The following is a 26,228-nucleotide window of genomic DNA, read 5'->3' on the forward strand; positions in this document are numbered from 1 at the left end:
CCCATGGCAACGTCCCGCAACCCCATTTCCGGCCTGCGCGCCCTCGCCTGCGCGCTGGTGCTGCTGGCCCTGGTGGCCGCGCCGGCGCAGGCCGAGCGCATCAAGGACCTGGCCCAGGTCGGCGGCGTGCGCAGCAACGCCTTGGTCGGCTACGGCCTGGTGGTGGGCCTGGACAACAGCGGCGACCGCACCAGCCAGGCGCCGTTCACCGTGCAGAGCCTGAAGAACATGCTCGCCGAGCTGGGCGTGCAGGTGCCGGCCAACGTCAACCCGCAGCTGAAGAACGTGGCCGCGGTGGCGATCCACGCCGAGTTGCCGCCGTTCGCCAAGCCCGGCCAGACCATCGACGTGACCGTGTCCTCGATCGGCAACGCGGTGTCGCTGCGCGGCGGTTCGCTGCTGATGGCGCCGCTGAAGGGCGCCGACGGCCAGGTCTACGCCATCGCCCAGGGCAACCTTGTGGTCGGCGGCTTCGGCGCCCAGGGCCGCGACGGCTCGCGCGTGGCGGTCAACATCCCCAGCACCGGGCGCATCCCCAACGGCGCCACCATCGAGCGCGCCCTGCCCAACGTGCTGGAGGCCGGCGGCGACCTGACCCTCAACCTGCACCGCACCGACTTCACCACCGTCGCGCGCATGGTCGACGCGATCAACCGCATGTACGGCCCCGGCGTGGCGCGCGCGGTGGACGGGGTGACGGTGGCCGTGTCCGCGCCGTCGGACCCGGGCATGCGCATCAGCTTCCTCTCCCAGATCGAGAACCTGGAACTGACCCCGGGCACCGCGCCTGCCAAGGTCATCGTCAACGCCCGCACCGGCACGGTGGTGATCGGTTCGCAGGTGCGGGTGATGCCGGCGGCGGTCACCCACGGCGCGTTGACCGTGACCATCAACGAGGGCGTGCAGGTGAGCCAGCCCGGCGCCTTCGCCGGCGGCCACACCGTGGCCGCCCCGACCTCCTCCATCAGCAGCGCGCAGGAAGGCAGCCGCATGTTCCGCTTCGAGGGCGGCACCACCCTGGACGAGATCGTGCGCGCGGTGAACGAGGTCGGCGCCGCGCCGGGCGACCTGATCGCCATCCTCGAGGCCCTGAAGCAGGCCGGCGCGCTGCGCGCGGAGCTGGAAGTGATCTGATGCGCATCGACGCCCGCCCGCTGGAATTGGCGCCCCAGTCCGCTCCCGACGCCGCGCGGGTGGAACATGCCGCGCGCCAGCTCGAAGGCCAGTTCGCCCAGATGCTGGTCAAGAGCATGCGCGACGCCAGCTTCGGCGACTCGTTGTTCCCCAACGAGAACCAGGTCTTCCGCGACATGTACGACCAGCAGCTGGCGCAGGCGCTGACTTCCGGCAAGGGCCTGGGGCTGGCGCCGATGATCGCGCGCCAGCTGGCCCGGCAGAGCGGCATCGACGCCGGCGGCGGCAAGGCGCTGGATACCCGCATCGACGTCCGTCCCGGCCCGACCCGTGCCGCCGCCGCGGCCCAGGCCTACGCCAGTGCCGCCGGGACGATGGACGTTCTCTCCCCCGGCGCCGATCGGGCCCTGGACCTGATCGCCGGCCGCGAGGGCGGCGATGCCGGCGACGGCTCGCCGCTGGACGCGCTGGTCCGCCGCCTGATGGCCGGCCCGGAGGGCGCCGCGGCCACCACCGGCATGGTCCCGCAGGGCGCCGCGGCCCGGGCGGCGGCGGAGTTCGCGCCGCGCAGCCCCGAGCACTTCGTCGCCAGCATCTGGGACCAGGCCCAGGCCGCGGCCCGGGAACTGGGCGTGGACGCGCGCGCCCTGGTGGCCCAGGCCGCGCTGGAAACCGGCTGGGGCCGGCGCCAGATCCAGCGCGATGGCGGCGGCAGCGCCAACAACCTGTTCGGCATCAAGGCCAACGGCTGGAGCGGCGAGCGCGCCACCACCCGCACCCACGAATACGCCGGCGGCGTGCGCCGCACCGAGACCGCGCAGTTCCGTGCCTACGCCTCCCCGGCCGAGAGCTTCGCCGACTACGTGCGCTTGCTGAAGAACAACCCGCGCTACCAGAAGGCGCTGCAGGCCGGCGGCGACGTCCGCCGCTTCGCCCAGGCGCTGCAGAACGCCGGCTATGCCACCGATCCGGGTTACGCGGCCAAGATCACCGCCATCGCCAATGGCCCGACCGTCAACCGCGCCATGCAGGCGATCGCCGGCGTGGCCGCGCGCGCGGCCGGCGGCGCGCTGGCCGCGGCCGACGTGGCCGGCTTCACCAGGAGATAAGCGATGCCCGTCCTGTCCACCGGCACCGGCGCCCTGCTCGCGTTCCAGCGGGCGCTTTCGACGGTCAGCCACAACGTCGCCAACGTCAACACCGAGGGCTATACCCGGCAGCGCGTCGACTTCGCCACGCGCACGCCGATCGACTACGGCTACGGCTACGTCGGCAGCGGCACCAAGGTCGCCGACATCCGGCGCATGGCCGACGAGCTGGCGACCTCGCGCCTGCTCGACAGCGGTGGTGAACTGGCGCGCCTGCAGCAGCTTTCCGCCCTGACTTCGCGCCTGGACGCGCTGTTTTCCGACAGCGCCACCAACCTCGCCGGCGCCTGGTCCAACTTCTTCGACTCGGTCAGCGCGCTGTCCTCCAACGCCGCCGCCACCGCCGAGCGCCAGAACGTGCTGGCCGAGGCCAACGCCCTGGCCACCCGCTTCCGCCAGCTCGACGGCCACATCGCCTCGCTGGATTCGGAGATCAACAACAGCCTGCTGGCCGGCGCCAGCGAGATCAGCCGCCTGGCCGCGGAGATCGCCCGCATCAACGGCGAGGTCGGCTCGGACGCCAGCAAGGCCGCGCCCGACCTGCTGGATCGCCGCGACCAGCTGGTGGCCGAACTGGTCGGCTACACCGGCGGCACCGCGGTCATGCAGGACGGCGGCGCGATCAACGTGTTCACCGCCGGTGGCCAGCCGCTGGTGGTGGGCGTGCAGGCCTCGAAGCTGACCACCGTGGCCGATCCCTACCGTCCCGAGCGCCTGCAGCTGGCGCTGGACGGCGGCGGTTCGCGGACCGTGCTGGACCAGCGCGTGCTGGGCGGCCGGATGGGCGGCCTGCTGGAGTTCCGCAACACCGTGCTGGACCCGGCAGCCGCCGAGCTGGGCCGGATCGCGGTGGCGATGGCGACCACCTTCAACCAGGGCCATGCCGCGGGCATGGACCTGTACGGCAACCTGGGCGGCGCCTTCTTCGACGTGCCGGCGCCGCAGGTCAACGCGCACGCCGGCAACGGCGGCGGCGCCACCCTCCAGGCCCAGGTCGCCGACGTGTCCGCGCTCGACGGCCAGAACCTGGTGCTGCGCCTGGGCGATACCGGCTGGATCGCGATGCGCGCCGACACCGGCGAGGCCTTGCCGATGACCGGCAGCGGCACCGCGGCTGACCCGTTCGTGGTCGCCGGCATCTCGCTGCAGGTTTCCGGCACCGCCGCGATCGGCGACCGCTTCCTGGTGCAGCCGACCGCGCGCGCGCCGGGTGGCTTCTCGGTGGCGATCTCCGATCCGTCGCGCATTGCCGCCGCCACGCCGGTGCGTGGCAACGCCGCGCTGTCCAACGTGGGCAGCGGCGCGCTGTCCGGCCTGCGCGTGGAGGACGCCTCCGATCCCGCCCTGCTGCAGGACGCGGTCATCGAGTTCCTCGACGCCGGGCAGTACACCATCGACGGCGCCGGCCCGTTCGCCTTCACCCCGGGCCAGCGCATCAGCGCCAACGGCTGGAGCGTAGTGCTCGACGGCATCCCGGCGGCCGGCGACCAGTTCACCATCTCGCGCGCGGCACCCGGCAGCGGCGACAACGGCAATGCCACCCGCCTGGCCAACCTGGACGACGCGCGCGTGGTCAGCGGCGGCACCATCAGCCTCAACGGCGCGGTCGGCGGCCTCACCACCATGGTCGGCTCGGCCGCGCGCCAGGCCGAGTACGCGGCCGACGCGCAGCAGGTGATCCACGACGACGCCAGGGCCGCGCGCGACGCGGTGGCCGGCGTCAACCTCGACGAGGAGGCGGCCAACATGCTGCGCCTGCAGCAGGCCTACCAGGCCGCCGCGCAGATCATCTCCACCGCCGACAACCTGTTCCAGTCCATCCTGAGCGCCGTCCGCCGATGAACTCGCGCATCTCCACCAGCCTGATGTACGACCTGTCGCTGGCCACCATGCTGGCGCGGCAGAAGAAGCTCTCGCAGCTGCAGCAGCAGGTCGCGACCGGGCAGAAAAACATCACCGCCAAGGACGACCCGGTCGGCGTGGGCGCCGCCGTGGGCCTGGACCGCTCGCTGGCCGAACTGGAGCGGTTCGGGCTCAACGCCAACACCGTGAACCACCGCCTGGGCCTGCAGGAAAACGTCCTCGCGCTGATCGGCGACGACATGATCCGCATCAACGAGCTGGCGGTGCAGGCCAACACCGACACGCTCTCGGACGATGACCGCAAGTCCATCGCCGCCGAGCTGCGCGCGATCCGCGACAACCTGATCAGCCTGGCCAACAGCGACGATGGCGCCGGCCGCTACCTGTTCGGCGGCGCGGCCGACGACGTCGCGCCGTTCACCCGCGTCGCCGGCGGCGTGGCCTACAACGGCGACCAGACCCAGCGCCAGGTCGAGATCGCGCCCGGCACCTTCGTGCAGGACACGCTGCCGGGCAGCGAGGTGTTCATGCGCATCCGCACCGGCGACGGCGTGCTGGACGCGCGCATGGCCGCGTCCAACACCGGCACCGGCGTGCTGGAGAGCTTCAGCCGCAGCACCGCCGGCGGCTGGAACGGCGAGAGCTACACGATCCGTTTCACCGGCGGCGACGGCTACGAGGTGTCCGACGCCAATGGCAACGCGGTCGCCGCGGGGACCTGGACGGCGAAGACGGACATCGAGTTCGGTGGCCTGCGCGTTTCGATCAGCGGGCAGCCCGCGGACGGCGACGAACTGCAGATCGGTCCGTCCGGGACGCGCGACGTGTTCGCCACGGTGCAGCAGCTGGTGGATGCGCTGGAAGCGCCGGTGGTGACCGGGGCGGACCGCGCGGCCCGCCGCAACGCATTGCAGTCCTCGATGCGCGACATCGCGCGCGCCGCGGAGGCAATGATCGACGCGCGGGCTTCCGGCGGCGCGCAGATGGCGCTGATCGAGGACTCGGCCGCGCTGCGCGAGGCAAACGCGGTGACGCTCAAGACCACCCTCTCGGGCATGCGCGACCTGGATTACGCCGACGCGATCACCCGCTTCCAGCTGGAGAGCACCGCGCTGCAGACGGCGCAGACCGTGTTCACCCGCATGCAGGGGCTATCGCTGTTCAACCTGCTGCGCTGAGCGCGCGCGGGCCTCCTGACCTGGAAACGGAACGGCGCGGGCAACCGCGCCGTTTTTCTTTTTCGCTCCTCCCCCTAAAGCCGGGGAAGCCGCTGCCGTTAATCGATACCGTAGCCGGACGCGCCCGGAAAGAAGCCCTTTGGGGCCATGCAAGTTCCTGGCGCATAAGAAAAAAATCCCGGCGCGGCGCTAAAGCTTCGAACCCTGCCGCCGTTAATGAATACAGCAGCGGCACCGGTCAGATTGATGACCCCCCTGCGGAGGTCCGGCCAAGGCTTACGCAGTCCTACCCGCCGGGATGAATCGCTTAGAGGAGACTCAAAATGGCACAAGTCATCAACACGAACGTGATGTCGCTCAATGCGCAGCGCAACCTGAGCACCAACAGCGCTAGCCTGGCGACCACGATCCAGCGCCTGTCCTCGGGCCTGCGCATCAACAGCGCCAAGGACGACGCGGCCGGCCTGGCCATCGCCCAGCGCATGACCACCCAGGTCCGCGGCATGGAGCAGGCGGCGCGCAACGCCAACGACGGCATCTCGCTGGCGCAGACCGCCGAAGGCGCCCTGCAGGAAATCTCCAACAACCTGCAGCGCATCCGCGAGCTGGCCGTGCAGGCCGCCAACGGCACCAACTCCAACGAGGACAAGGCGGCGCTGCAGAAGGAAGTCCAGCAGCTGAAGGACGAAATCTCGCGCGTCATCGAGAACACCAAGTTCAACGGCATCCACCTGCTGAACACCAGCGGCACGGTGATCTCGATCCAGGTCGGCGCCAACGACACCGACCACGACAAGATCGACGTCACCCTGAACGACATCAAGACGGCCCTGAGCGGGATCACCTCCTCGTCCTTCAGCGTCGAGGCGATGACCGCCGGCAGCGGCGCCAGCAACCTGTCGGCCCTGGACACCGCCCTGCAGTCGGTGAACGAGGCCCGCGCCGACCTGGGTGCGATCCAGAACCGCTTCAGCTCCGCGATCGCCAACCTGCAGGTCAGCGCCGAGAACATGGCCGCTTCGCGCAGCCGCATCCAGGACGCCGACTACGCCAAGGAGACCGCCGAACTGACCCGCAACCAGATCCTGCAGCAGGCCGGTACGGCGATGCTGGCCCAGGCCAAGGCGATCCCGCAGAACGTCCTGAGCCTGCTGCAGTAAGCCAGGCCAGCGCGGTAACCGCACCAGGCCCGCCCCGGTCCCACCGGGGTGGGCTTCCCTTTTTCCGGCGCCCGGCGGCGGCACGCGGCTTGCATCAGCTTCCCGGTCGCCGGCGGCAGCCGCTGCGCGACGACGGCCCGGCGGCGGATGGCCCCGCTTCCGGGATCCGGTCCGGGTGCCGCCCCACGGCGCGCGCCGGTCCGGGCCGCGCGGCCATCCACTCCCCGGGTGATCCATGTACCAGAGCAGACTCCACCGCAGGTTGCGCTTCCCCTACTACCTGATGGCTCCCGACTACCAGGAGGCCTCGTCCGGGGTGCAGTGCGTCCACTACCTGTGCCATGCGCTCAACCTCGAGGGCGCGGACGCCTACCTGGTGGGGGCCAAGGTGCTCAACCCGGCGCTGAAAACGCCCGTGCTCACGGACGAGATGATCGCCCGGCACGTGGCGGAAGGCCGGCCGGGCATCGCCATCTATCCGGAAATCGTGCAGGGCTCGCCGATCCCGGCCGCGGTGGCGGTGCGCTACATGCTCAACCGCGAGGGCGTGATCGGCGGCAAGCCGATGGATCCCGGCCCGGACGACCTGTACATCTACCACCGCAGGGAGTTCATGGACCCGGAGCGCCCGGGCCAGCTGCTTACCGTGCCGATGGTGGATCCGGAGCGCTTCAGCCCGCAGCCGGAGGTCGAGCGCACGCTGGACCTGCTCTACCTCAACCGCGTGCCCGCCTCGGAGGTGGACTTCTCGCGCCTGCCGCCCGGCATCGTGGTGCTCTCGCCGGAGAACCGGCTGGGGCTGGACGAGCTGGCGGACGTGCTGCGCCAGGCGCGCGTGCTCTACACCTACGAGTCCTCCACCACCTGCCGCCTGGCGATCATGTGCGGTTGCCCGGTGGTGCCGCTGGTCGCGCCCGGGTACGAGAACCTGGCGGTCACGCCGCAGACCGTCGCCGACCTCGGCGGCGGCGGCTTCGCCTGGGACGACTCGCAGGAATCGCTCGAGCTGGCGCGTTCGCAGTGCGGACGCATCCGCGAACTGGTCGTGAAGATCGAGGACCGGTTCTGGAAGCAGCTGCACAAGTTCATCGAGACCACCCAGGAGGCCGTGCGTGCCAGGCAGCCGGTGGCAGCGGCCCCGGGCGGCCTGCGTGGCTGGCTGGAGGCGCGCACGCCGTTGCCGGCGCAGGCGCAGATCATTGCCGGCGCCCTGGCCCAGGAAGCCAACCCGGTCATCGGCGTGCTGGTCAACGGCAGCGATCCCTTGCGCCTGGGCCGCACGCTGCGCAGCCTGGCCCAGGCCCGGGAGCTGTATCCGCACCTGAAGACCTGGTGCGTCGCCGCGGACGGCACCGCACTGCCGGCCGACGCAGCGCAGGGCATCGAGGCCCTGCCAGCCGGCGCTTCCGCCGGCGCGGCCGGCGCGGCCAACGCGATCGCCGCGGCCGGCGCATGCGACTGGCTGATGGTGGTCGATGCCGGCTGCGAGTTCGTGGCCCCGGCCATGCAGTTGATGGCGGTGAACCTGGTCGCCAATCCGGAGCTGCGCGCGGTGTACGCCGACGCGGTGCAGCGCGATCCCGGCGGCGGCCTCTCCGCCTTGTTCCGCCCGGACTTCAACCTCGACCTGCTGCTGTCCGCCCCGGGCAGCCACGCCCGCCACTGGCTGTACAACTGCAAGGTGCTGCTGGAGGCCGGCGGCCTGGCGCCGGAGCACGGCGAGGCCGCGGAACTGGACCTGCTGCTGCGCCTGGTCGAATCGGGCGGCTTCGCCGGCCTGGGCCACGTGCACGAGCCGCTGCTGGTCACTCCGCTCCAGGTGCTGCGCAGCCTGCCGGAGGAGGAGCGCGCGATCCTGCGCCATCTGCGCGACCGCGGCTATGAGGGGGCGAGCGTGGCCAGCCACCTGCCCGGCCTGTACCGCGTCGGCTATGGCCACCCCGACCAGCCGCTGGTGTCGGTACTGGTCCCGACCCGCGACCAGTTCGCCCTGGTGCAGCGCTGCCTCGACACCCTGCTGGAGAAGACCCGCTACCCGAACTACGAGGTGCTGGTCGTCGACAACGGCAGCACCGAGGAGGCGGCGTGCCGCTGGCTGGACGGCATCGAGGCCATGGGTAGCGAACGCCTGCGCGTGCTGCGCCATCCCGGTCCGTTCGACTATCCGGCGCTGGTCAACGCCGCCGCCGCGCAAGCGCGCGGCGAGTACCTGCTGCTGCTGGACAACGACACCGCCATCGTCGACGGCGACTGGCTGGACACCATGCTCAACCACGCCCAGCGGCCGGAGGTCGGCGTGGTCGGGCCGAAGCTCATCAAGCCCGACGGCAGCGTGGAGGCGGCCGGCCTGGTGCTGGGCGCCGGGATCGGTGCGGCGCCTGCGTTCGAGGGGCACAAGCCGCAGGACGCCGGCTACATGTACCGCCTGCAGGTGGACCAGGACTACTCCGCGGTCCCCGGCTCCTGCCTGATGGTGCGGACTGCCGTGTTCCACGAGGTGGGTGGCCTGCGTGGCGGCGACCTGCGCCACGCCCACAGCGACGTGGACTTCTGCCTGCGGGTGGGCCAGGCCGGCTACCTGGTGGTCTGGACCCCGCATGCCCTGGTCCTGCACGAGGGTGGCGCCAGCCGCGCCCGGGTGGACACCGCGCCGCTGGAGGACAAGGCGCAGCGGGCCAAGGCCTCGCTGGAGGAGCTGTACCGGCAATGGCTGCCGCGGTTGGCGCGCGACCCGGCGCACAACCTCAACCTTTCGCTGGGCGAGCGGCCGTTCCAGGTCGAGACCGCGTCGTGGCTGAACCACGATCCCCTGCCCTGGCGGCCCCTGCCCGTGGTCCTGGCCCTGCCCGCCGACCGCCACGGCTGCGGCTACTACCGCGTGATCCACCCGGCCCGGGCCATGTCGGCCCACGGGGTGGCCGATGCCAGGGTCGGCGACCGCTACCTGAGCCCGGTGGAGCTGGAGCGGATGGCGCCGCAGGCGGTGGTGTTCCAGCGCCAGATGCTGCCCGAACAGGCCGAGTCGCAGCGGCGCATGACCGGCTTCAGCGACGTGTTCAAGGTGGCCGAGCTGGACGACTACCTGCCCAACGTGCCGCTCAAGAGCGCGCATCGCAACCAGCTGCCGCAGGACGTGCTCAAGAGCATGCGTGCGGCGCTCAAGCAGGTGGACCGGCTGGTGGTCTCCACCGAGCCGCTGGCCGAGGCGCTGCGCGTCCTGCACCCGGACATCCGGGTGTCGCGCAACCGCTTGCCGGCCGAGTGGTGGGGCGGACTGCGCGGCGGCCGGCGCCAGGGCAAGCGCCCGCGCGTGGGCTGGGCCGGCGGCATCGGCCATCGCGGCGACCTGGAAATGGTGGCCGACGTGGTCGAAGCGCTTGCCGGCGAGGTCGAGTGGGTGTTCATGGGCATGTGCCCGGAGCGGCTGCGCCCGTACGTGCACGAGTACCACCCGGGCGTGGCGATCGAGCAGTACCCGGCGCGCCTGGCCGCCCTGGACCTGGACCTGGCGATCGCGCCGCTGGAGGACAACCAGTTCAACCGCTGCAAGAGCAACCTGCGCCTGCTGGAGTTCGGCGCCTGCGGATTCCCGGTGGTGTGCAGCGACGTGGAGCCGTTCCGCGACGGCCTGCCGGTCACCCGGGTCAAGCGGCGCTTCCGCGACTGGATGGAGGCCATCCGCATGCACCTCAGCGACCTGGACGCGGCCGCTCGGGCCGGCGAGGCCCTGCGCGAGGCGGTCCACCGCGACTGGATGCTGGACGAGGCCAGTGCCGGCGCCTGGCTGGCCACCTGGCTGCCCGACTGAGGTCCGGCCGGCGGCGCCTCAAGATGCGCCGCCGGCGGCCGCTATCGACACCGGAGCACTGCGCGGCAGCGCAACCTGGACAAGCGAGGAAACACCATGGCATCGATCTCGACGGGCGGTTCCGGGCTGGACATCGCAAGCCTGGCGGCCCAGCTCGTGCAGGCCGCGCGCCTGCCCACCGAGGCCCGGATCAAGAGCCAGGCCAGCACGGTCGACGCCAAGCTGTCGGCGGTGGGCCAGGTGAAGAACGCCCTCAGTTCGCTGCAGACCGCGCTGGACAAGCTCGCGTCCGCCGCGGACAAGCCCGCCTTCCAGGCCACCGTGCAGGAAGGCGCCGGCTTCACCGCCACCGGCTCGTCCGAAGGCATGGCCGGCAGCTATGCGGTCGAGGTGCTGTCGGTGGCCACGGCGCAGAAGCTGTCCTCGGCCGGGCACGCGCCCGGCGCGGTGATCGGCAGCGGAACCCTGACCATCGCCTGGGGCAGCGAGGACGACCAGAGCCTGAGCGTGGCGTTCGCGGAGGGCGCCACCCTGGCCGACATTGCCCGCGCCGTGAATCGTGCGGCCGGCGGCAAGGGGGTCAGCGCCACCGTCATCACCGCCGACGACGGCGAACATCTGGTGTTCACCGCCCGCGAAACCGGCGTCGCAAATGCCCTGTCGATCACCGCCAGCGGTGGCGACGGCGGGCTGCTGGCGGTCAGCAACGGGGCCGGCGGCGGCCTGGCCGAACAGGTGGCCGCCGCCGACGCCCGGGTGCGGGTGGACGGCTTCGAGCGCACCTCCGCCAGCAACAGCATCAGCGGCCTGGTGCCCGGGGTGACCCTGGCCCTCGCCGCGGCGAAGCCGGGCGAGACGTTCCGCCTGGACGTGAAGCAGGACAATTCGGCGCTGGAGAAGGCCATCGAGTCGTTCGTCTCGGCCTACAACAGCCTCGGCTCGGTCCTGAAGTCGACCAGCAGCTACGACGCCAACACCAGGACGGCCTCCGCCCTGACCGGCGACATCCTGGTCCGCGGGCTGCAGCAGCAGCTGCGTACCCTGACCAGCGGCAACTCGCAGGCGCTCAAGGCCCTGGGCATCAGCGTCGACAAGAACGGCACGATGAGCTTCGACAAGGCGAAGCTGGGCGACACCCTGGCGTCGGAGCCGCAGGCCATGTCGCGGCTGTTCGGCGCCGAAGGCGCGCTCACCACTCCGCTGAAGACGCTGCTCAAGGCCCAGCTCGACAGCGACGAGGGCACCATCGCCCAGCGCACCGACAGCCTGAAGAAGCAGCGCGAGCGCCTGGACGACCAGCTGGACCAGCTGGACCTGCGGATGGAGAAGCTGCATTCGATCTACCTGGCGCAGTTCACCGCCATGGAAAGCATGATCGTGCAGCTGCAGGGCAGCGCCAGCTCGCTCAACGGACTGCTGGCCCAGGCCAGCAAGGACTGATCCGGGAGCCAGCTCAAGCCATGGCCCGGGCCGCCGATAACAGGGGTGTGACCGGTTGCTCCGTCCGCCACCGGTCGTAGAACGCCCGAGGAATCCCCACCATGTACGCCGCCAAGCGCAACCTCGCCGACCAGTACCGCCGCACCGGGATCTCCTCCCGCGTCGCGGAAGCCGATCCGCACCAGCTGATCGCGCTGCTGTTCGAGAGCGCCGGCCAGCGCATCCGCCGCGCCCAGGCGTGCCTTGACCAGGGCGACGTCGCCCAGAAGGGCAAGGCCATCGGCGAGGCCTGCGCGATCCTCGGCCACCTCAGCGGCTCGCTGGACCACGAGGCCGGCGGCCAGGTCGCCTCGAACCTGGCGTCGCTGTACGACTACATCATCCGCCGCCTGACCGAGGCCAACCTGCACAACGACCCGGCGCCGCTGCGCGAGTCGCTGGACCTGCTGGTGGAGATCGAATCGGCCTGGAATTCCATTCCCCAGGCCCAGCGCGTGGCGATGCCGTCATGAGCGCCGCGGCCCGCCTGGCGGAACTGCATGCGGCCATGGACCGGATCCGGGAGGCGCTGGAGCGCGACCAGATCGAGGCCATGCCGCCCATGCTGGACGCCTACGACCGGGCTGTGGACGAGTTCTGCCGGATGGAAGGTGCCGCCGCGCTGCGGGAGGGCGTGCAGGCGCTGCACGAGCGCCAGCAGCAGGTCATCGCCGCCATGCGCGTCCGCCAGGACCGGCTGCAGGCGCTGATGCGCCAGCAGCGCCAGGCCAACCGCGCGGTACACGCCTACGCCGGGGCGCGCTGATGGCGGCCGCCACGCTGGCCGCCCTGTTGCACGATCTGACCTGCCTGCGCCAGGCGCTGGAACGCGAGGACTTCGGGGCCGCCGGCGAGATGCTGGCCGGATACGAGCTGCACCTGCGCCAGTTCATCGAGACCTTCAGCCTCACCGCCCCCCAGCTGGTGCTGCGGGGCCTGCTCCAGCTGCAGAACATCCTGCAGCTCGACCACGGCCAAGCCCCCGGAGGTAGTGCATGAACAATCCCGCCTGGCCCGCCACCGCGCAGGCCGCCGAGCACGAGCTGTTCGGCGACGTGCTCACCTGCGACGCCGTCCTGCCGGCCAGCTACCTGGCCGACGCCACCGCGCGCACCGCCCAGGCCGAGGCCCTGCTGCAGGGCTTGGCCCAGGTCGAGGACCTGCGCGGCAGCGAGGACTCCGGCGAGGAAAAGCGCGGCGAACTGCCACTGCTGGCGCAGCGCCTTGACGCCAAGCTGGACCTGGTACTGGTGCTGCTGGGGCGGCTGGTGCGCCAGGCCAATCCGCCGTTGCCGCCCACGCCGCTGCGCTGGTCGGTGCGCGGGCTGCGCCTGCAGCTGGCGGCCGACGCCGCCCTGCCGGAGCCGGACTCGGCCGGCAGCGTGCGCCTGCAGCCGGCCGACTGGCTGCCCGACGACGTCGAGCTGCCGGTGATCGTCAGCGCCGCCGCACGCGGGCCGCAGGCCAGCTGGGTCTGGCTGCGCTTCCCCGCCCTGCCCCCGGGACTGGAGGAGGCCATGGGCCGCCACCTGTTCCGCATGCACCGCCGCCAGGTCGCCGACGCCCGCCGCCGCTAGGCTTGAACCGCGAACGCGGTCGCGGATGGCTACAAAAGCCCACGCCCATGGGCTAAGGTGGCAGGAATTTTCCCGGGGATCGGCAGCAAGCCGTGCGAGTTCTGATCGTTGACGACCACACCCTGGTCCGCGCGGGCCTCAGCCGCCTGCTGCAGACCTTCGAAGGGGTGGACGTGGTCGCCGAAGCGGCCAACGCCGACCAGGCCATCGACCTGGCCGCGATCCACCGCCCCGATCTGGTCCTGCTCGACCTGTCCCTGCCAGGGCGCACCGGCCTGGAGGCCCTCAGCGGGATCCTCGAGAAGGTGCCGGAGACGCGGGTGGTGATGATGTCCATGCACGACGACCCGCTGCACGTGCGCGACGCCCTGGACCGCGGCGCCGCCGGTTTCGTGGTCAAGGATGCCGCCCCGCTGGAACTGGAGCTGGCGCTGCGCGCGGCGGCCAACGGCGAGGTGTTCCTCAGCCCGCGCATCTCCTCGCGCATGATCGCCCCGCTGCTGGGGCGCTCGCGCCAGGCCCGCCCCGAGGGCGTGGCCGCCCTGCCCCCGCGCCAGCGCCAGATCCTGGCCCAGATCGGCCGCGGCCTCAGCAGCAAGGAAATCGCCAGCAGCCTCGGGATCAGCGTCAAGACGGTGGAGACCCACCGGGCGCGCATGATGGAGGCCCTGGGCTGCCGCCGCGCCAGCGAACTGGTGCTGCTGGCGGTCAAGCACCAGCACGAGCTGGGCTGAGCCGTTCCGGCGCGGCGAAATTCCGGCGCCACCGTCCCCGAAATGCGCACTGCGTCAGGATTTCAACGACGCTGTAGGTAAAAACCCTACACGCTGTAGGGGCTACCCCCTCAGGAATCAGGCACCCCCCGATTCTTCCGCCGACGCAACCGGGGCAGGATGCTTCATATCGGCGTAACGAAACCGGCGCCGAATGGGGAAAAGCAAGATGAAGGCCATCCAGTCCGCGCAGTTGGGCCAGCAGCTCAACCTGACGCCGCAGCTGCTGCAGTCGATCCGGCTGCTGCAGCTCAATGCCCAGCAGTTGCAACTGGAGGTCACCCGTGCGCTGGAACTGAACCCGCTGCTGGAGCTGGAAGAGGAAGCCCAGGCCGAAGCCCAGGCGCCGGCCGCCGGGGACGTCGAGCCGGCTGCGGTGGCCGGCGTCGAGACCGCCGCCTTCGACGAACTGCCCGAACCCTCGATGTGGGACGTGCCCGGCGCCAGCTGGAGCGGCGAAGGCGAGGACCGCATGCAGCGGATCGCCGAGCCCGGCTCCAGCGACCCCTGCGTGCGCGTGCTGCAGGCCCTGGCCCTGGAACTGGAGCCAGCCGAGCTGGAGATCGCCGCCTTCTGGCTGGAGCACTGCGACGAGTCCGGCTACCTGGAAGGCGAACACTCCGCCCTGCTGCTGCGCGCCACCGCCCGCTTCGACGTGGCCGCCGCGCGCATCGAGGCGGTGCGCCAGCGCCTGCTGCACGGCGAGCCGGCCGGACTGGCCGCGCGCGACGTCGGCGAGTGCCTGCAGGCACAGCTGGCTGCCCTGCCCGCGCCCTGCCCCGGGCGGCCGCTGGCCGCGCGGATCCTGGAATCCTGCGTCGATGCGCTGGCCGCGCACGACCATGCCGCCATCGCCGCCCGCCTGGATGTCGACGAGGCCGATGTCGCCGAGGCGGTGCGCCTGATCCTGTCGCTGCAACCGCGTCCGCTGCAGGAGGCGGTGGAGACGGCGGACGGCTACGTGGTCCCCGACGTGGTGGCCTGGCATGCCGACGGCCAGTGGCGGGTGGCGCTGAACCCCGCCACCGCCCCGCGCGTGGCGATCAATGCCGGCTACGAGCGCGCCCTGGCCCACGCCGGCGACGGCGAAGGCGCCGCGGCCATGCGCGAACTGCTGCAAGAGGCGCGCTGGCTGACCCGCGGCCTGTCCATGCGCTACGAGACCCTGCTGCGCACCACCCGGGTCCTGGTCGAGCGCCAGGCCGCCTTCCTTGCCCGCGGCGAGGAAGCGATCGCCCCGCTGACCCTCAAGGAAGTGGCCGACGAGATCGGCATGCACGAGTCCACCGTCTCGCGCATCACCAGCGGCAAGTACATCCAGACCCCGCGCGGCACCTTCGAGCTCAAGCAGTTCTTCGCCGTGCGCCTGGAGGGCGCCAACGTCTCCGGCGCCGCGGTGCGGGCGATGGTGAAGCGCCTGATCGAGTCCGAGCCGCCGGGCCGGCCGCTGGCCGACGACGCCATCGCCGCGCTGCTGGCGCGCCAGGGCGTGCACATCGCCCGGCGTACCGTGGCCAAGTACCGCGAACAGCTTTCCATCCCCACCGCGCGCGAGCGCCGCCGCGCCGCCGCCCCCGCCGCGCTGGCGCGCGCCGTCTGACCCCCGCCCCCCGGAGTAGCCCGATGCGCAAGATCCGCGTCCTGCTGGTCGACGATCACGAGGGATTCATCAATGCCGTCCTGCGCCACTTCCGCAAGCTGGAGTGGCTCGAGGTGGCCGGCACCGCCGGCAACGGGCTGGAGGCGATCGAGCGCTCCGAGGCCCTGCGCCCGGACGTGGTCCTGATGGACCTGGCCATGCCCGAGATGGGCGGGCTGCAGGCCACGCGCCTGATCAAGGCCCAGGACGAGCCGCCCTTCATCGTCATCGCCTCCCATTTCGACGACGCCGAGCACCGCGAGCACGCCACCCGCGCCGGTGCCGACGGCTTCGTCAGCAAACTGTCCTACCTCCAGGAAGTGGTACCGATCCTGGAGCGCCTAGCCGGAGTCCAAGCGTCATGAGCGAATCGCGCATCCTCGTCCTCGATAGCCAGGGGCCGCGTGCCGAGCACCTGTGCGGGTTGCTCGAGTTCATGGACCTCAACCCGCGCTGGGCCGCCTCGCCGTCCGACGTCAACACCGGCCGCCAGCGCCCGAGCGACTGGATGGCGGTGGTGGTCGGCACCCTGGACGACGACGAGTCCGCGCGCGCGTTCTTCGCCTGGCTGGGCGCCGCCCAGCTGCCGCCGCCGGTGCTGCTGCTGGAGGGCGACACCGCCGCCTTCGCCGCCGCCCACGGCTTGCACGAGGCCGGGGTGTGGCCGCTGGAATCGCCGATCCGCCACGCCCAGCTGGAAGCCTGCCTGCGCCGGGCCAGCCTCAAGCGCCTGGACGCCGAGCAGCAGGCGGCCGGCGACGGCGACGGCCCGACCGGTTCCAGCCCCGCGGTGCAGCGCCTGCGCCGCATGATCGCGCAGGTGGCGCCGTTCGATACCACGGTGCTGGTGCTGGGCGAGTCCGGCACCGGCAAGGAGGTGTGCGCGCGCGCCATCCACCAGCAGTCCGCGCGCCGCGACGGCCCGTTCGTGGCCATCAACTGCGGCGCGATCCCGCCCGACCTGCTTGAAAGCGAGCTGTTCGGCCACGAGAAGGGCGCCTTCACCGGCGCGCTGACCGCGCGCAAGGGCCGCTTCGAGATGGCCGAGGGCGGCACCGTGCTGCTGGACGAGATCGGCGACATGAGCCTGCCGATGCAGGTCAAGCTGCTGCGCGTGCTGCAGGAGCGCAGCTTCGAGCGGGTGGGCGGCAACCAGACCATCAAGTGCAACGTGCGGGTGATCGCCGCCACCCACCGCAACCTCGAGGACCGCATTGCCGAAGGCCAGTTCCGCGAGGACCTGTTCTACCGGCTCAACGTGTTCCCGATCGAGATGCCGGCGCTGCGCGAGCGCGCCGAGGACCTGCCGGCGCTGGTGCAGACCATCTCCGCGCAGCTGGCCCGCTCCGGCCGCGGCGAGATCCGCTTCGCCGACGCCGCGCTGGCGGCGCTGGCCGGCTACCCGTGGCCCGGCAACGTGCGCGAGCTCACCAACCTGGTCGAGCGCCTGGCCGTGCTCAACCCGGGCGGCCTGGTGCGCCTGGAGGACCTGCCGGCCCGCTACCGCGCGCACGTCCCGGCCGGCGTGGAGCCGGCACTGAAGACGCCAGCCGCGGGCTCGGCGACCGCGGTCGGGGCCGAGGCCACCGCCCCGGCCCCGGCGCCCGCTCCCGCCGTCGCGCCGGCCCTGCCCGAGGACGGCCTGGACCTGCGCGAGTACATGGCCGGGATCGAGCTGCGCCTGATCCGCGAGGCCCTGGAGCGCAGCCAGGGCGTGGTCGCCCACGCCGCCCAGCTGCTGGGCCTGCGCCGCACCACCCTGGTCGAGAAGCTGCGCAAGTACGGGATCGAGCGGGAGCAGGCCGAACTGGCCGGCTGAGGGACCTGCCGTGACCGCCGCCACCGCCGTGGAGATGCGCGCCTCGGCCTCGCTGGCCGAGTGGCGGGACGACCGCGGCAACCGCGTGCTCGCGCCTGCCGGCCTGCTCGGCGCGCTGGCGCCCATGTTCAAGGGACGCGACTGCACGCTGGAGGTGGATGCCGGCGCGCGCCTGGCCAACGTGGCCGTGGAGTTCCGCGGTTCCAACGCGCACTGCCGCATCGGCGCGGCCGGCCCGGTCGGCAGTTTCTCGGCGCTGATCCGCCTGGGCGAGGACAGCCGGGTCGAGGTCGGCGCCGGCGTGACCACCACCACCCGCGCCTTCCTGTCCGCCAGCGAGGGCACGCGCCTGGTGCTGGGCGAGGACTGCATGCTGGCCTCGGAAGTGCAGCTGCGCACCGACGACGCCCACCCCATCTTCGACGTCCACACCGGCCTGCGGATCAACCCCGCCGAGGACATCGTCATCGGCGCGCACGTCTGGCTGGCGTACGGCGTGCGCTGCCTCGGCGGGGCGCGCATCGGCGACGGCAGCGTCATCGGCATGGGCAGCATCGTCACCGGCCGCATCCCCAACAACTGCATCGCCGTGGGCAGTCCGGCACGGATGGTGCGGCGCGACGTGGCCTGGGAACGCCCCCACCTGGCGATCGACCCGCCCGCCTACAAGCCGGACGCCGCCAGCGTGCGGCGCTCGGCCTACTGGCATCCCACGCGGGACTGACCCCGGCACGACGCTTGCATCGCCTGCAGCGGATAACCGCGCCGGAGCCCGCATGACCCTCGTCCTGACCTATGGCACCTTCGACCTGCTGCACGTGGGGCACGTCAACCTGCTGCGTCGCGCGCGCGCGCTGGGCGACCGCCTGGTGGTCGGTCTGTCCAGCGATGCCTTCAACGCGCTCAAGCGCAAGCAGTCCACCCAGTCCTACGCCGACCGGGAAGCGGTGCTGCGCGCCATCCGCTACGTGGACGACGTGTTTCCCGAGGAAAGCTGGGAACAGAAGGCCGAGGACATCCGCCGGCTGGGGGCCGGCCTGCTGGTGATGGGCTCGGACTGGACCGGCCATTTCGACCACCTGGCCTGCCACTGCCCGGTCCGCTACCTGCCGCGGACCGAGAACATTTCCTCCTCGGCGCTGAAGGCCGAGATCCGCCGGACCGGGACCGTGCGCGACCCCGCCGCCGAGCCGGCGGCCATGCGCATGGCGGCGGCGGTGCTGGCGCTGGGGAGCCGCGGTTGAGCGCGCCGCGCCTTGCGCTGGCGCTGCACGCGGCCGGCGGGGGTCCGGTGCTGCACCTGCGGCTCGTCGCGGCACCGGCCGAGGCGCGCTGGCTGCGGCTGTGCGCGCGCGGCCCTGACGCGCGTGCGCTGTGCGTGCCGCTGCGGGCCGACGCCGGAGGAGACGCATGCGCCGAGGTGCCGGTCGCGTCGCTGCTCGGGCCGGGGCCGCTGCGCTGGGACGTGCGCCTGGCGGCGTCGCCCGGGGATGCCGGCGTGCACCTCTGCCCGGCGCCGGAGGCGGGCGCCGCACGCCACTTCTTCCGCGCCCAGGCCGCCGGGCACGGGCTGTCCGCCTACCTGAGCGACAGCGCCGGCTCGCTGGTGCTGCTCGCCGCGCCGGCCGCGCGCCATGCCGCCGTGGCCGATGCCGAGGACGCGAAGGCACGTTTCCAGACCGAACTGCGCGACGCCCCGCTGGAACCGGACCTGGTGCTGTTCGAGAGCTTCCTGGGCAAGGCCTACGCGGGCAACCCCCGCTACGTCTACGAGGCACTGCGCGAGCTGCGACCCGATCTGCGCTGCGTATGGGCCTATGACGGCACGCAGCCCATTCCGGGCGATCCTCCACGTGTAAGGCGGGGGTCGCCCGAGTACTACCGCGTGCTCGCACGTGCCGGATACCGGGTGAACAATGTGGTGTTCGCCGGCCACGGGCGTAAGCCGGAGACCGTGTACCTGCAGACCTGGCACGGAACACCGCTCAAGCGTCTGGGCTGGGACATCGAGGTCGCCGGTCCCGAAGCCGACGCGCGCGACAACTTCCACCGCGAATCCCGCGCCTGGACCGTGCTGCTGAGCGCAAACCCGTACTCCTCCGACACCTTCAGGCGTGCCTTCCGCTACGACGGGCCGGTGCTGGAGGCGGGGTACCCGCTTACCGACCCGCTGGTGGCGCCCTGCCCCGACCGCGACGCGCTCGCCGCGCGCCTGGGCCTGCCGGTCGGGCGCCGCTACGTGCTCTACGCGCCCACCTGGCGCGACCACCGGCCGGTAGGCACCTGGCGCTTCGATTTCGACCTGCACCTGGACCTGGACGCCGTGTCCGCCGCGCTGGCTCCCGACCAGGTGCTGCTGGTCAAGGGCCACCACCTGGCCACCGGCCTGGACGCGGCGCGGCTGCCGGGCAACGTGATCGACGTCTCCGCGCTGGAGGACGTCACCGAGCTGTGCGCGCTGGCCGACGTGCTCGTCACCGACTACTCCTCGGTCTTCTTCGATTTCGCGGTGACCGGCAGGCCCATCCTGTTCTACTGCTACGACCTCGAGCTCTACGCGCGCCAGGTCCGCGGCTTCTACCTGGACATGGAGCGCGACCTGCCCGGCCCGGTGGCCCGCACCACGCCCGAACTGCTGGCCCTGCTGCGCGACCTGCCGGCCGTGCAGGCCCGCTACGCCGCGCGCTACCGCGCCTTCCGCCAGGAGTACTGCGCGCTGGCCGACGGGGCCGCCGCGCGACGGGTGGTGGAAGCGGTGTTCGGGCCGGCCGCGGAGGCGCGCGCATGCGCCTGAACGTACTGGTCTTCCCGTGCGGCTCGGAGATCGGGCTGGAGATCCACGCCGCACTGCGCCATGCCAAGGACGTGACGCTGCACGGCGCCTCCTCGGTGTCCGACCACGGCGAGTTCGCCTATGCCCGGTACCGGCGCATCGACGCCCAGGCCGGCTCTCCAGGCCTGGTGGAAGCGCTGAACGCGCTGGTCGACGAATGGGGCATCGACCTTGTGCTGCCGGCGCACGACAGCGTGATCCCTCTGCTGGCCGAGGCAACCGCGCTGCGCGCGCCGGCGGCGGTTCCCGATGCGGGCACCGCCGCGGTCTGCCGGGACAAGCGCCTGACCTACGACCGCCTGCGCCACCTGGGCATCGTCCCGGCCGACGTGGAGGGGCTGGCCCGGGAATACCCGATCTTCGCCAAGCCGGCCATTGGCCAGGGCAGCCAGGGCGCCGAACGCGTGGACGGGCCGGAACGCCACCGCCAGCTGCTGGATTCCGGCATCGCCTACGTGTTCAGCGAGTACCTGCCGGGGGCCGAATACACGGTGGACTGCATCTCCGATGCCGAGGGCCGGCTGCTGCATGCCGCGCCCCGCAGCCGCGCACGGGTGAAGTCCGGCATCAGCGTGCGTTCGGCTCCGGCGTCCGATGCCGGCGCCATGGTCGCGATGGCCGGCACGATCGCCGCCGAGCTGCGCCTGCGCGGCGCCTGGTTCTTCCAGGTGCGCGAGGACCGCGAAGGCGTGCCGAAGCTGCTGGAGGTGGCGCCGCGCATAGCCGGATCCATGGCGCTCTCGCGCATGCGCGGCATCAACTATCCGCTGCTGCATGTCTACGCCCACCTCGGCCGTCCGTTCACGGTGCTGCCGCAGGAGCACGAGGTGGTCCTGGACCGGGCCCTGGCCAACCGCTACCGCACCGGCCTGCGCTATTCGCGCGTGTACCTCGACCTAGACGACACCCTGGTGCTGCGCGGGGCGGCCAACCCGCTGCTGGTGGCCCTGCTCTACCAGTGGCAGGCCCGCCGCACGCCCGTGGTGCTGCTGACCCGCCATGCCGGCGATCCGCTGGAATGCCTGCGCCGCCACCGCATCTGCCCGGAACTGTTCGAGCGCATCGAGCATCTCCGCGACCGCACGCCGAAGAGCGCGGCGATCGGCGACGACAGCGAGGCCATCTTCATCGACGATTCCTTCGCCGAGCGCCTGGATGTCCACCGCAACTGCGGCATCCCCGTGTTCGACCTCGACGCCGCCGAGCAACTCCTGGACCTGCGCGCATGAACCCCGCCAGCCCTCCCGCCACGCCCGCGCCGCTGCTGTCGATCGTGGTGCTGGTCTACAACACCTCCGCCTACCTGCGCGAATGCTTCGATTCGCTCCTGCACCAGGCCTACCGCAACATCGAGATCATCGCGATCGACGATGCCAGCACCGACGACAGCCTGGCGATCTGCCGCGAGTACGAGGCCGCGCACCCGAACTTCAGCTGCATCAGCAAGCCCAACGAGGGCGGCGCGATCGCCGGCAACCTCGGCATCTCGCTGGCCCGCGGCGAGTACGTGGCGCTGGTGGACTCGGACGACGTGGTCACCCCCGACGGCTACCGGCTGCTGATGGAGGAGGCGCTGCGCACCGGCGCGGACATCACCATCGGGCGCGCCGCGCGGCTGGTGGACGGCGCGCGTTCCGCGGCCGGGTTCCTGTACGAACCCTACGTGTGGTCGCAGCGCAGGACCTTCGACTCGGTGGAGCAGTTCGACGACGTCATCCACGACTGCTTCTACTGGAACAAGGTCTTCCGCACCGGGTTCCTGCGCGCGCACGGCCTGGGCATGGACCCGGGGCTGCTCTACGCCGACCGGCCCTTCGTCCACCGCGCCTACTGGCATAGCCGGCGCACGGCGATCATCCCGGACCTGGTGTACCTGTGGCGCACCCGCCCCGAGGGCGCGGCCGCCTCGATCTCCCAGAGCGCGCAGAAGGCCGGGAACTTCGCCGACCGGATCCGTTCGATGGTCATCGAATGGCACGATTTCGCCGGCATTCCCGCGGCCGCGGCCTACCGCCGCAAGATCGCGGTGGCCAACCTGCACCGCGCCCTGTACGCGGCGCCCGGGATCGTCTCCTCGCCCTCCTTCCGCCGCGCCTTCATGCAGGGCATGCACGAACTGCTGGCCCTTTACGGCGACCTGGACTGGAGCTCGCTCGGCGTGCGCCGGTGCCTGTACCTGGAGCTGATCCGGCGCAACGAGGTGGAGGCGCTGTGCTTCCTGCTCGGCGTCACCCAGGAGCGGAGCTGGATCGTGGAGATCGAGGGGGCGTGCTACTGGCAGCAGCCCTTCCTGGACAACCCGGAGGTTCCGGTCCCGCGCGAGGTCATGCGCGTGGACTTCCCGGTCATCGGCTTCTTCCATGTCGGGGAACTGGCGCTGGACGACAACGGCCTGGGGCTGGACCTGCACCTGCACGAGGGGATCATGGCCCGCTGCGGGATCGCCTTCGAACTGCAGTCGCTCTATGGCGAGGGCGTCCACGAGCTGGTGGCGGAGGGGCGGGCGGGCGCGCACCGCTGGCGCTACTCGCTGCCGCCGGACCGGCTGCCGGCCGCGCCAGGGCTGTACGGGCTGGTCATGCACTACCGCGCGCCCGACGGGACCTGCGGCCGGTACCGGGTGGGCTGGCACGTACTGATGCCGGAATGGCGGGCCTGCCTGCCGATGCAGGGCCGCGGCGGCCGGCTGGAGCTGTCGTCCGAAGCCGGGGGCCTGGCCCTGCTCGTCAAATGACCGCCGCCGGCGGCACCGGTACGGGACTTGCATCGATGCCCGCGCCGGACGCCGCCGGCCCTCCAGGACACACGCCATGAAACCGTCCCGCCCGATCCCGGTCACCAGCCCGCTGCTGCCGCCGCTGGAGGAGTTCATCCCCTACCTGCAGCGGATCTGGGACAGCCGCATCCTGACCAACGGCGGCAGCATGCACCAGGCCCTGGAGAAGGCCCTGTGCGCCTACCTGGGGGTGGAGCACATCGCCCTGTTCGCCAACGGCACCCTGGCCCTGGTCACCGCGCTGCAGGCGCTGCGCGTCACCGGCGAGGTGATCACCACGCCCTACTCGTTCGTGGCCACGGCCCACTCCCTGCTGTGGAACGGGATCAAGCCGGTGTTCGTGGACGTGGACCCGGTCACCTGCAACCTGGATCCGGCGCGGATCGAGGCGGCCATCACCCCGCAGACCACCGCGATCATGCCGGTGCACTGCTACGGCAGGCCGTGCGACGTGGAGGCCATCGAGCGCATCGCCGACATCTACAACCTCAAGGTCATCTACGACGCCGCCCACGCCTTCGGCGTGCGCGATGCAGGTGGCAGCGTGCTGCGCCACGGCGACCTGTCGGTGCTCAGCTTCCACGCCACCAAGGTGTTCAACACCTTCGAGGGCGGCGCCATCATCTGCCCGGACGCGCGCACCAAGCAGCGCATCGACCACCTGAAGAACTTCGGCTTCGTCAACGAAACCACGGTCGTGGCGCCGGGCATCAACGGCAAGATGAACGAGGTCTGCGCCGCGTTCGGCCTGCTCCAGCTCAAGCACATCGACCGTGCCCTGGCCCACCGTGCCCGGCTCGACGGCCTGTACCGCGAGCACCTGGCAGGCGTGCCCGGGCTGGATTGCCTGCAGCCGGTGGCGGGGGTGGAGGGCAACTACGCCTACTTCCCGGTGATGGTCAACGAGGCCTTCCCGCTGTCGCGCGACGAGCTCTACCAGGTCATGCGCGAGCACGACATCCTGGTGCGGCGCTATTTCTACCCGCTGATCAGCGAGTTCCCCATGTACCGCGGGCTGCCTTCCGCGGCCCCGGGCAACCTGCCGAACGCGCACGCGGCCGCCCGCCGCGTGCTGTGCCTGCCGATCCACCCGGACCTCTCCGGGGACGACGTGGCCGGCATCTGCGACCTGGTCAGGTCGCTCACCCGGGAGAAGGCCGCGTGAGAGCTGGCGGGATCCTGCGCGCCGCCTGGCGGCGGCGGATCGCGCACGCCTGGACCGGGATCCCGCTGCTGGCGCTGTGGCGGCTGCTCGACCTGCTGGTGCCCAAGCGCCGCGACCACTGGGCGCTGTTCGCCCATCCGCTCAAGCCGGGCCAGCTGGTGGAGAACGCCCGCGCCGTGCACGAAGCCCTGCGCGGCGAGCCTGGGGTAAGGACCTGGGTGTTCGTGCGCGGCACTTCGACGCCGCCTCCGGGCGTGGATCCGGACACCGTGGTCGAGCTCGGCACCCTGGCCGGCCTGTGGCGCCTGGCCCGCTGCGGCGTGTTGCTGCTGACCAATTCCACGTCCATGGACATGTCCCTGGCCTGGAGCAATGGCGGTTTCTCGGCACCCAGGCCCTGGCTGCGGCGACGGGTCGTGGTCAACCTGTGGCATGGCATCCCGCTGAAGCGCCTGTTCGCCCTGGCCAATCCGGAGCAGCGCCGGCACGGCGACCGCAACCGCTTCCGCCGCCTGGAGCGCCGCCACTACGACGGCCTGGTCGCCTCCTCCGACGTGGACGCCCATGCCATGGCAGCGAGCTTCCATCCGCTGCCACCGGAGCGGGTCTGGGCCACGGGCCTGCCGCGCAACGATTTCCTGGTCCAGCCCGAGGCCGACCTGCCGGCCCCCCTGCGCGCGGAACTGGAGCGGGTGCGGGCCCTTTGCGCCGGCCGCCGCCTGGTGCTTTACGCCCCCACCTACCGCGACGCCAGCGTCGCCCGCGAGCTGGGCTACCACTTCTCCGCGGCGGAGATCGCGGCCCTGGGCCGGGTGCTGGAACGCCATGGTGCGGTGCTGGGAGTGCGTGGGCACTACCTGGCCAACGCCGGTGGCCTGTTGCCGGAGGCGGGGGCGCAGGCGGCGGCCCCGGTGCTGGACCTGGGCCACGCCCGGTTCCACGAGATCGCCCCGCTGTTGCGCCACAGCTCGCTGGTGGTGACCGACTATTCCTCGGTCTACATCGACGCGCTCTACCTGGACCTGCCGGTCCTGTCCTTCGCCTACGACCTGGACCACTACCGCGACCACCAGAACGGCCTGCTCTACGACATGGAGCTGGCCTTCCCCGGCCCGGTGGCGCGCGACTTCGACGGCATGCTGCGCGAGCTGGACCGGCTGCTGTCGCTGCCGGCGTTCGCGCCGGACGCGCACTACCGCCAGGTCCAGCGCCTGTTCTTCCGCCACCTCGACGCCGGCAACACCGGCCGCGTCATCGCCCGCGTGCGCCAGCTGGCCGGGGTGTAACCGCCGCCCCCGGGGCGGGAGCGCGGGGGGGCGCCATGCCAATGACGGCACGCGCGCCCGGCGCCTGCCGCCCGCCGCACGGAACCCGCCCGGCCGCGGTGCAACCTCCCTCCCCCCATTCCGCCTGCCGCCGGCTTCCCGTCGTTCCGCTCGTGGCACACCGCTTGCATTGCCTGCGGCGACACGGCCCATGCCGAAGGGAAGTCCATGACCGACTCGATCAGTTCCATCCTGTCGCAGATCCGCGCCTACCAGGGCCAGCTCGGCCAGGCCGCCGCGCGCACCGGCGACGTGGCCCGCGGCGACGCGATCCAGGGGCTGTCCGGGATGCAGGCGCCGGGGACCGCCGGCGTTTCCGGCGTGCCCAGCTTCACCCAGACCCTGGCCAATGCCATGCAGGGGGTCAATGCCGCCCAGGCCCGCGCCGGCGAACTGCAGGCCGCGTTCGAGCGCGGCGAGCCGGGCGCCGACCTGGCCCGGGTGATGGTGGCCTCGCAGCAGTCGCAGGTGGCGTTCCGCGCCACGGTGGAGGTCCGCAACCGGCTGGTGCAGGCCTACCAGGACGTCATGAACATGCCGCTGTGACCAGG

Annotated in this window: 23 protein-coding genes; all 23 read left to right on the top strand. The window is 71.8% G+C overall.

The window, feature by feature from the left end; genetic code table 11:
• Window positions 1-3: 3 nt before the first annotated feature.
• Window positions 4-1,134 carry a flagellar basal body P-ring protein FlgI gene (locus EIM48_RS11660; RefSeq protein ID WP_125111715.1) on the top strand — a complete coding sequence of 377 codons (1,131 nt, stop codon included), beginning with the start codon at window positions 4-6 and terminating at the stop codon, window positions 1,132-1,134.
• Window positions 1,134-2,243 carry a flagellar assembly peptidoglycan hydrolase FlgJ gene (gene flgJ / locus EIM48_RS11665; RefSeq protein WP_125111716.1) on the top strand — a complete coding sequence of 370 codons (1,110 nt, stop codon included), beginning with the start codon at window positions 1,134-1,136 and terminating at the stop codon, window positions 2,241-2,243. Before EIM48_RS11660 ends, flgJ begins: the two co-directional genes overlap by 1 nt.
• A 3-nt stretch (window positions 2,244-2,246) precedes the next feature.
• Complete coding sequence (gene flgK / locus EIM48_RS11670; protein ID WP_125111717.1) at window positions 2,247-4,124, top strand: flagellar hook-associated protein FlgK; 1,878 nt, start codon at window positions 2,247-2,249, stop codon at window positions 4,122-4,124.
• Window positions 4,121-5,323 carry a flagellar hook-associated protein FlgL gene (flgL, locus tag EIM48_RS11675; protein WP_125111718.1) on the top strand — a complete coding sequence of 401 codons (1,203 nt, stop codon included), beginning with the start codon at window positions 4,121-4,123 and terminating at the stop codon, window positions 5,321-5,323. The genes flgK and flgL overlap by 4 nt, the downstream gene beginning before the upstream one ends.
• A 323-nt stretch (window positions 5,324-5,646) precedes the next feature.
• Window positions 5,647-6,483: a flagellin gene (locus tag EIM48_RS11680; RefSeq protein ID WP_125111719.1), complete on the top strand. Its 837-nt coding sequence runs from the start codon at window positions 5,647-5,649 to the stop codon at window positions 6,481-6,483.
• A 235-nt stretch (window positions 6,484-6,718) separates the two neighbouring features.
• On the top strand, window positions 6,719-10,291 hold the full coding sequence (locus EIM48_RS11685) for a glycosyltransferase (protein WP_125111720.1): 3,573 nt from the start codon (window positions 6,719-6,721) through the stop codon (window positions 10,289-10,291).
• Between the two features lie 96 nt (window positions 10,292-10,387).
• A complete protein-coding gene (gene fliD / locus EIM48_RS11690) occupies window positions 10,388-11,731 on the top strand; it encodes a flagellar filament capping protein FliD (protein ID WP_125111721.1) in 1,344 nt (447 codons plus the stop codon).
• Window positions 11,732-11,832: 101 nt separating this feature from the next.
• On the top strand, window positions 11,833-12,243 hold the full coding sequence (gene fliS, locus EIM48_RS11695) for a flagellar export chaperone FliS (RefSeq protein ID WP_028915044.1): 411 nt from the start codon (window positions 11,833-11,835) through the stop codon (window positions 12,241-12,243).
• Window positions 12,240-12,536 carry a hypothetical protein gene (locus EIM48_RS11700; RefSeq protein WP_028915045.1) on the top strand — a complete coding sequence of 99 codons (297 nt, stop codon included), beginning with the start codon at window positions 12,240-12,242 and terminating at the stop codon, window positions 12,534-12,536. Before fliS ends, EIM48_RS11700 begins: the two co-directional genes overlap by 4 nt.
• A complete protein-coding gene (locus tag EIM48_RS11705) occupies window positions 12,536-12,769 on the top strand; it encodes a hypothetical protein (RefSeq protein WP_125111722.1) in 234 nt (77 codons plus the stop codon). The genes EIM48_RS11700 and EIM48_RS11705 overlap by 1 nt, the downstream gene beginning before the upstream one ends.
• The gene (locus tag EIM48_RS11710) at window positions 12,766-13,347 is read left to right on the top strand and encodes a PilZ domain-containing protein (protein ID WP_125111723.1); all 582 of its coding nucleotides are present in this window, start codon (window positions 12,766-12,768) and stop codon (window positions 13,345-13,347) included. The genes EIM48_RS11705 and EIM48_RS11710 overlap by 4 nt, the downstream gene beginning before the upstream one ends.
• Window positions 13,348-13,439: 92 nt before the next feature.
• Window positions 13,440-14,081 (top strand): response regulator transcription factor, encoded by a 642-nt coding sequence (locus tag EIM48_RS11715; protein WP_019398893.1) that lies wholly within the window; start codon window positions 13,440-13,442, stop codon window positions 14,079-14,081.
• 208 nt (window positions 14,082-14,289) lie between these two features.
• Entirely contained in the window at window positions 14,290-15,720 is a 1,431-nt protein-coding gene (gene rpoN / locus EIM48_RS11720; RefSeq protein ID WP_125111724.1) for an RNA polymerase factor sigma-54, read from the top strand.
• A gap of 23 nt (window positions 15,721-15,743) precedes the next feature.
• The gene (locus EIM48_RS11725) at window positions 15,744-16,124 is read left to right on the top strand and encodes a response regulator transcription factor (protein ID WP_019398891.1); all 381 of its coding nucleotides are present in this window, start codon (window positions 15,744-15,746) and stop codon (window positions 16,122-16,124) included.
• Window positions 16,121-17,578: a sigma-54 dependent transcriptional regulator gene (locus tag EIM48_RS11730; protein WP_125111725.1), complete on the top strand. Its 1,458-nt coding sequence runs from the start codon at window positions 16,121-16,123 to the stop codon at window positions 17,576-17,578. The genes EIM48_RS11725 and EIM48_RS11730 overlap by 4 nt, the downstream gene beginning before the upstream one ends.
• A gap of 10 nt (window positions 17,579-17,588) precedes the next feature.
• Window positions 17,589-18,302 (top strand): acyltransferase, encoded by a 714-nt coding sequence (locus tag EIM48_RS11735; protein WP_199728417.1) that lies wholly within the window; start codon window positions 17,589-17,591, stop codon window positions 18,300-18,302.
• A 52-nt stretch (window positions 18,303-18,354) separates the two neighbouring features.
• The gene (locus EIM48_RS11740; RefSeq protein WP_084220825.1) at window positions 18,355-18,822 is read left to right on the top strand and encodes an adenylyltransferase/cytidyltransferase family protein; all 468 of its coding nucleotides are present in this window, start codon (window positions 18,355-18,357) and stop codon (window positions 18,820-18,822) included.
• On the top strand, window positions 18,819-20,372 hold the full coding sequence (locus EIM48_RS11745) for a CDP-glycerol glycerophosphotransferase family protein (RefSeq protein ID WP_158675213.1): 1,554 nt from the start codon (window positions 18,819-18,821) through the stop codon (window positions 20,370-20,372). Before EIM48_RS11740 ends, EIM48_RS11745 begins: the two co-directional genes overlap by 4 nt.
• On the top strand, window positions 20,363-21,640 hold the full coding sequence (locus EIM48_RS11750; protein ID WP_125111727.1) for an ATP-grasp domain-containing protein: 1,278 nt from the start codon (window positions 20,363-20,365) through the stop codon (window positions 21,638-21,640). The genes EIM48_RS11745 and EIM48_RS11750 overlap by 10 nt, the downstream gene beginning before the upstream one ends.
• Window positions 21,637-23,145, top strand: a complete 1,509-nt coding sequence (locus EIM48_RS11755) for a glycosyltransferase (RefSeq protein ID WP_158675214.1) — start codon at window positions 21,637-21,639, stop codon at window positions 23,143-23,145. Before EIM48_RS11750 ends, EIM48_RS11755 begins: the two co-directional genes overlap by 4 nt.
• A 76-nt stretch (window positions 23,146-23,221) precedes the next feature.
• Window positions 23,222-24,352 carry a DegT/DnrJ/EryC1/StrS family aminotransferase gene (locus EIM48_RS11760; RefSeq protein ID WP_028915052.1) on the top strand — a complete coding sequence of 377 codons (1,131 nt, stop codon included), beginning with the start codon at window positions 23,222-23,224 and terminating at the stop codon, window positions 24,350-24,352.
• Window positions 24,349-25,638, top strand: coding sequence for a CDP-glycerol glycerophosphotransferase family protein (locus EIM48_RS11765; protein WP_199728418.1), 1,290 nt, complete (start codon window positions 24,349-24,351; stop codon window positions 25,636-25,638). The genes EIM48_RS11760 and EIM48_RS11765 overlap by 4 nt, the downstream gene beginning before the upstream one ends.
• A 207-nt stretch (window positions 25,639-25,845) precedes the next feature.
• A complete protein-coding gene (gene fliE, locus EIM48_RS11770) occupies window positions 25,846-26,223 on the top strand; it encodes a flagellar hook-basal body complex protein FliE (protein WP_125111729.1) in 378 nt (125 codons plus the stop codon).
• Window positions 26,224-26,228: the final 5 nt, after the last annotated feature.

The organism is Pseudoxanthomonas sp. SGNA-20 (assembly GCF_003931635.1).
In the GTDB taxonomy this organism is placed as follows: Bacteria; Pseudomonadota; Gammaproteobacteria; order Xanthomonadales; family Xanthomonadaceae; genus Pseudoxanthomonas.

Coding starts and splice junctions, on each gene's coding strand:
- EIM48_RS11660 (WP_125111715.1), top strand. CDS start 4: ATGGCAACGTCCCGCAACCCCATTTCCGGCCTGCGCGCCCTCGCCTGC.
- flgJ (WP_125111716.1), top strand. CDS start 1,134: ATGCGCATCGACGCCCGCCCGCTGGAATTGGCGCCCCAGTCCGCTCCC.
- flgK (WP_125111717.1), top strand. CDS start 2,247: ATGCCCGTCCTGTCCACCGGCACCGGCGCCCTGCTCGCGTTCCAGCGG.
- flgL (WP_125111718.1), top strand. CDS start 4,121: ATGAACTCGCGCATCTCCACCAGCCTGATGTACGACCTGTCGCTGGCC.
- EIM48_RS11680 (WP_125111719.1), top strand. CDS start 5,647: ATGGCACAAGTCATCAACACGAACGTGATGTCGCTCAATGCGCAGCGC.
- EIM48_RS11685 (WP_125111720.1), top strand. CDS start 6,719: ATGTACCAGAGCAGACTCCACCGCAGGTTGCGCTTCCCCTACTACCTG.
- fliD (WP_125111721.1), top strand. CDS start 10,388: ATGGCATCGATCTCGACGGGCGGTTCCGGGCTGGACATCGCAAGCCTG.
- fliS (WP_028915044.1), top strand. CDS start 11,833: ATGTACGCCGCCAAGCGCAACCTCGCCGACCAGTACCGCCGCACCGGG.
- EIM48_RS11700 (WP_028915045.1), top strand. CDS start 12,240: ATGAGCGCCGCGGCCCGCCTGGCGGAACTGCATGCGGCCATGGACCGG.
- EIM48_RS11705 (WP_125111722.1), top strand. CDS start 12,536: ATGGCGGCCGCCACGCTGGCCGCCCTGTTGCACGATCTGACCTGCCTG.
- EIM48_RS11710 (WP_125111723.1), top strand. CDS start 12,766: ATGAACAATCCCGCCTGGCCCGCCACCGCGCAGGCCGCCGAGCACGAG.
- rpoN (WP_125111724.1), top strand. CDS start 14,290: ATGAAGGCCATCCAGTCCGCGCAGTTGGGCCAGCAGCTCAACCTGACG.
- EIM48_RS11725 (WP_019398891.1), top strand. CDS start 15,744: ATGCGCAAGATCCGCGTCCTGCTGGTCGACGATCACGAGGGATTCATC.
- EIM48_RS11730 (WP_125111725.1), top strand. CDS start 16,121: ATGAGCGAATCGCGCATCCTCGTCCTCGATAGCCAGGGGCCGCGTGCC.
- EIM48_RS11740 (WP_084220825.1), top strand. CDS start 18,355: ATGACCCTCGTCCTGACCTATGGCACCTTCGACCTGCTGCACGTGGGG.
- EIM48_RS11750 (WP_125111727.1), top strand. CDS start 20,363: ATGCGCCTGAACGTACTGGTCTTCCCGTGCGGCTCGGAGATCGGGCTG.
- EIM48_RS11755 (WP_158675214.1), top strand. CDS start 21,637: ATGAACCCCGCCAGCCCTCCCGCCACGCCCGCGCCGCTGCTGTCGATC.
- EIM48_RS11760 (WP_028915052.1), top strand. CDS start 23,222: ATGAAACCGTCCCGCCCGATCCCGGTCACCAGCCCGCTGCTGCCGCCG.
- fliE (WP_125111729.1), top strand. CDS start 25,846: ATGACCGACTCGATCAGTTCCATCCTGTCGCAGATCCGCGCCTACCAG.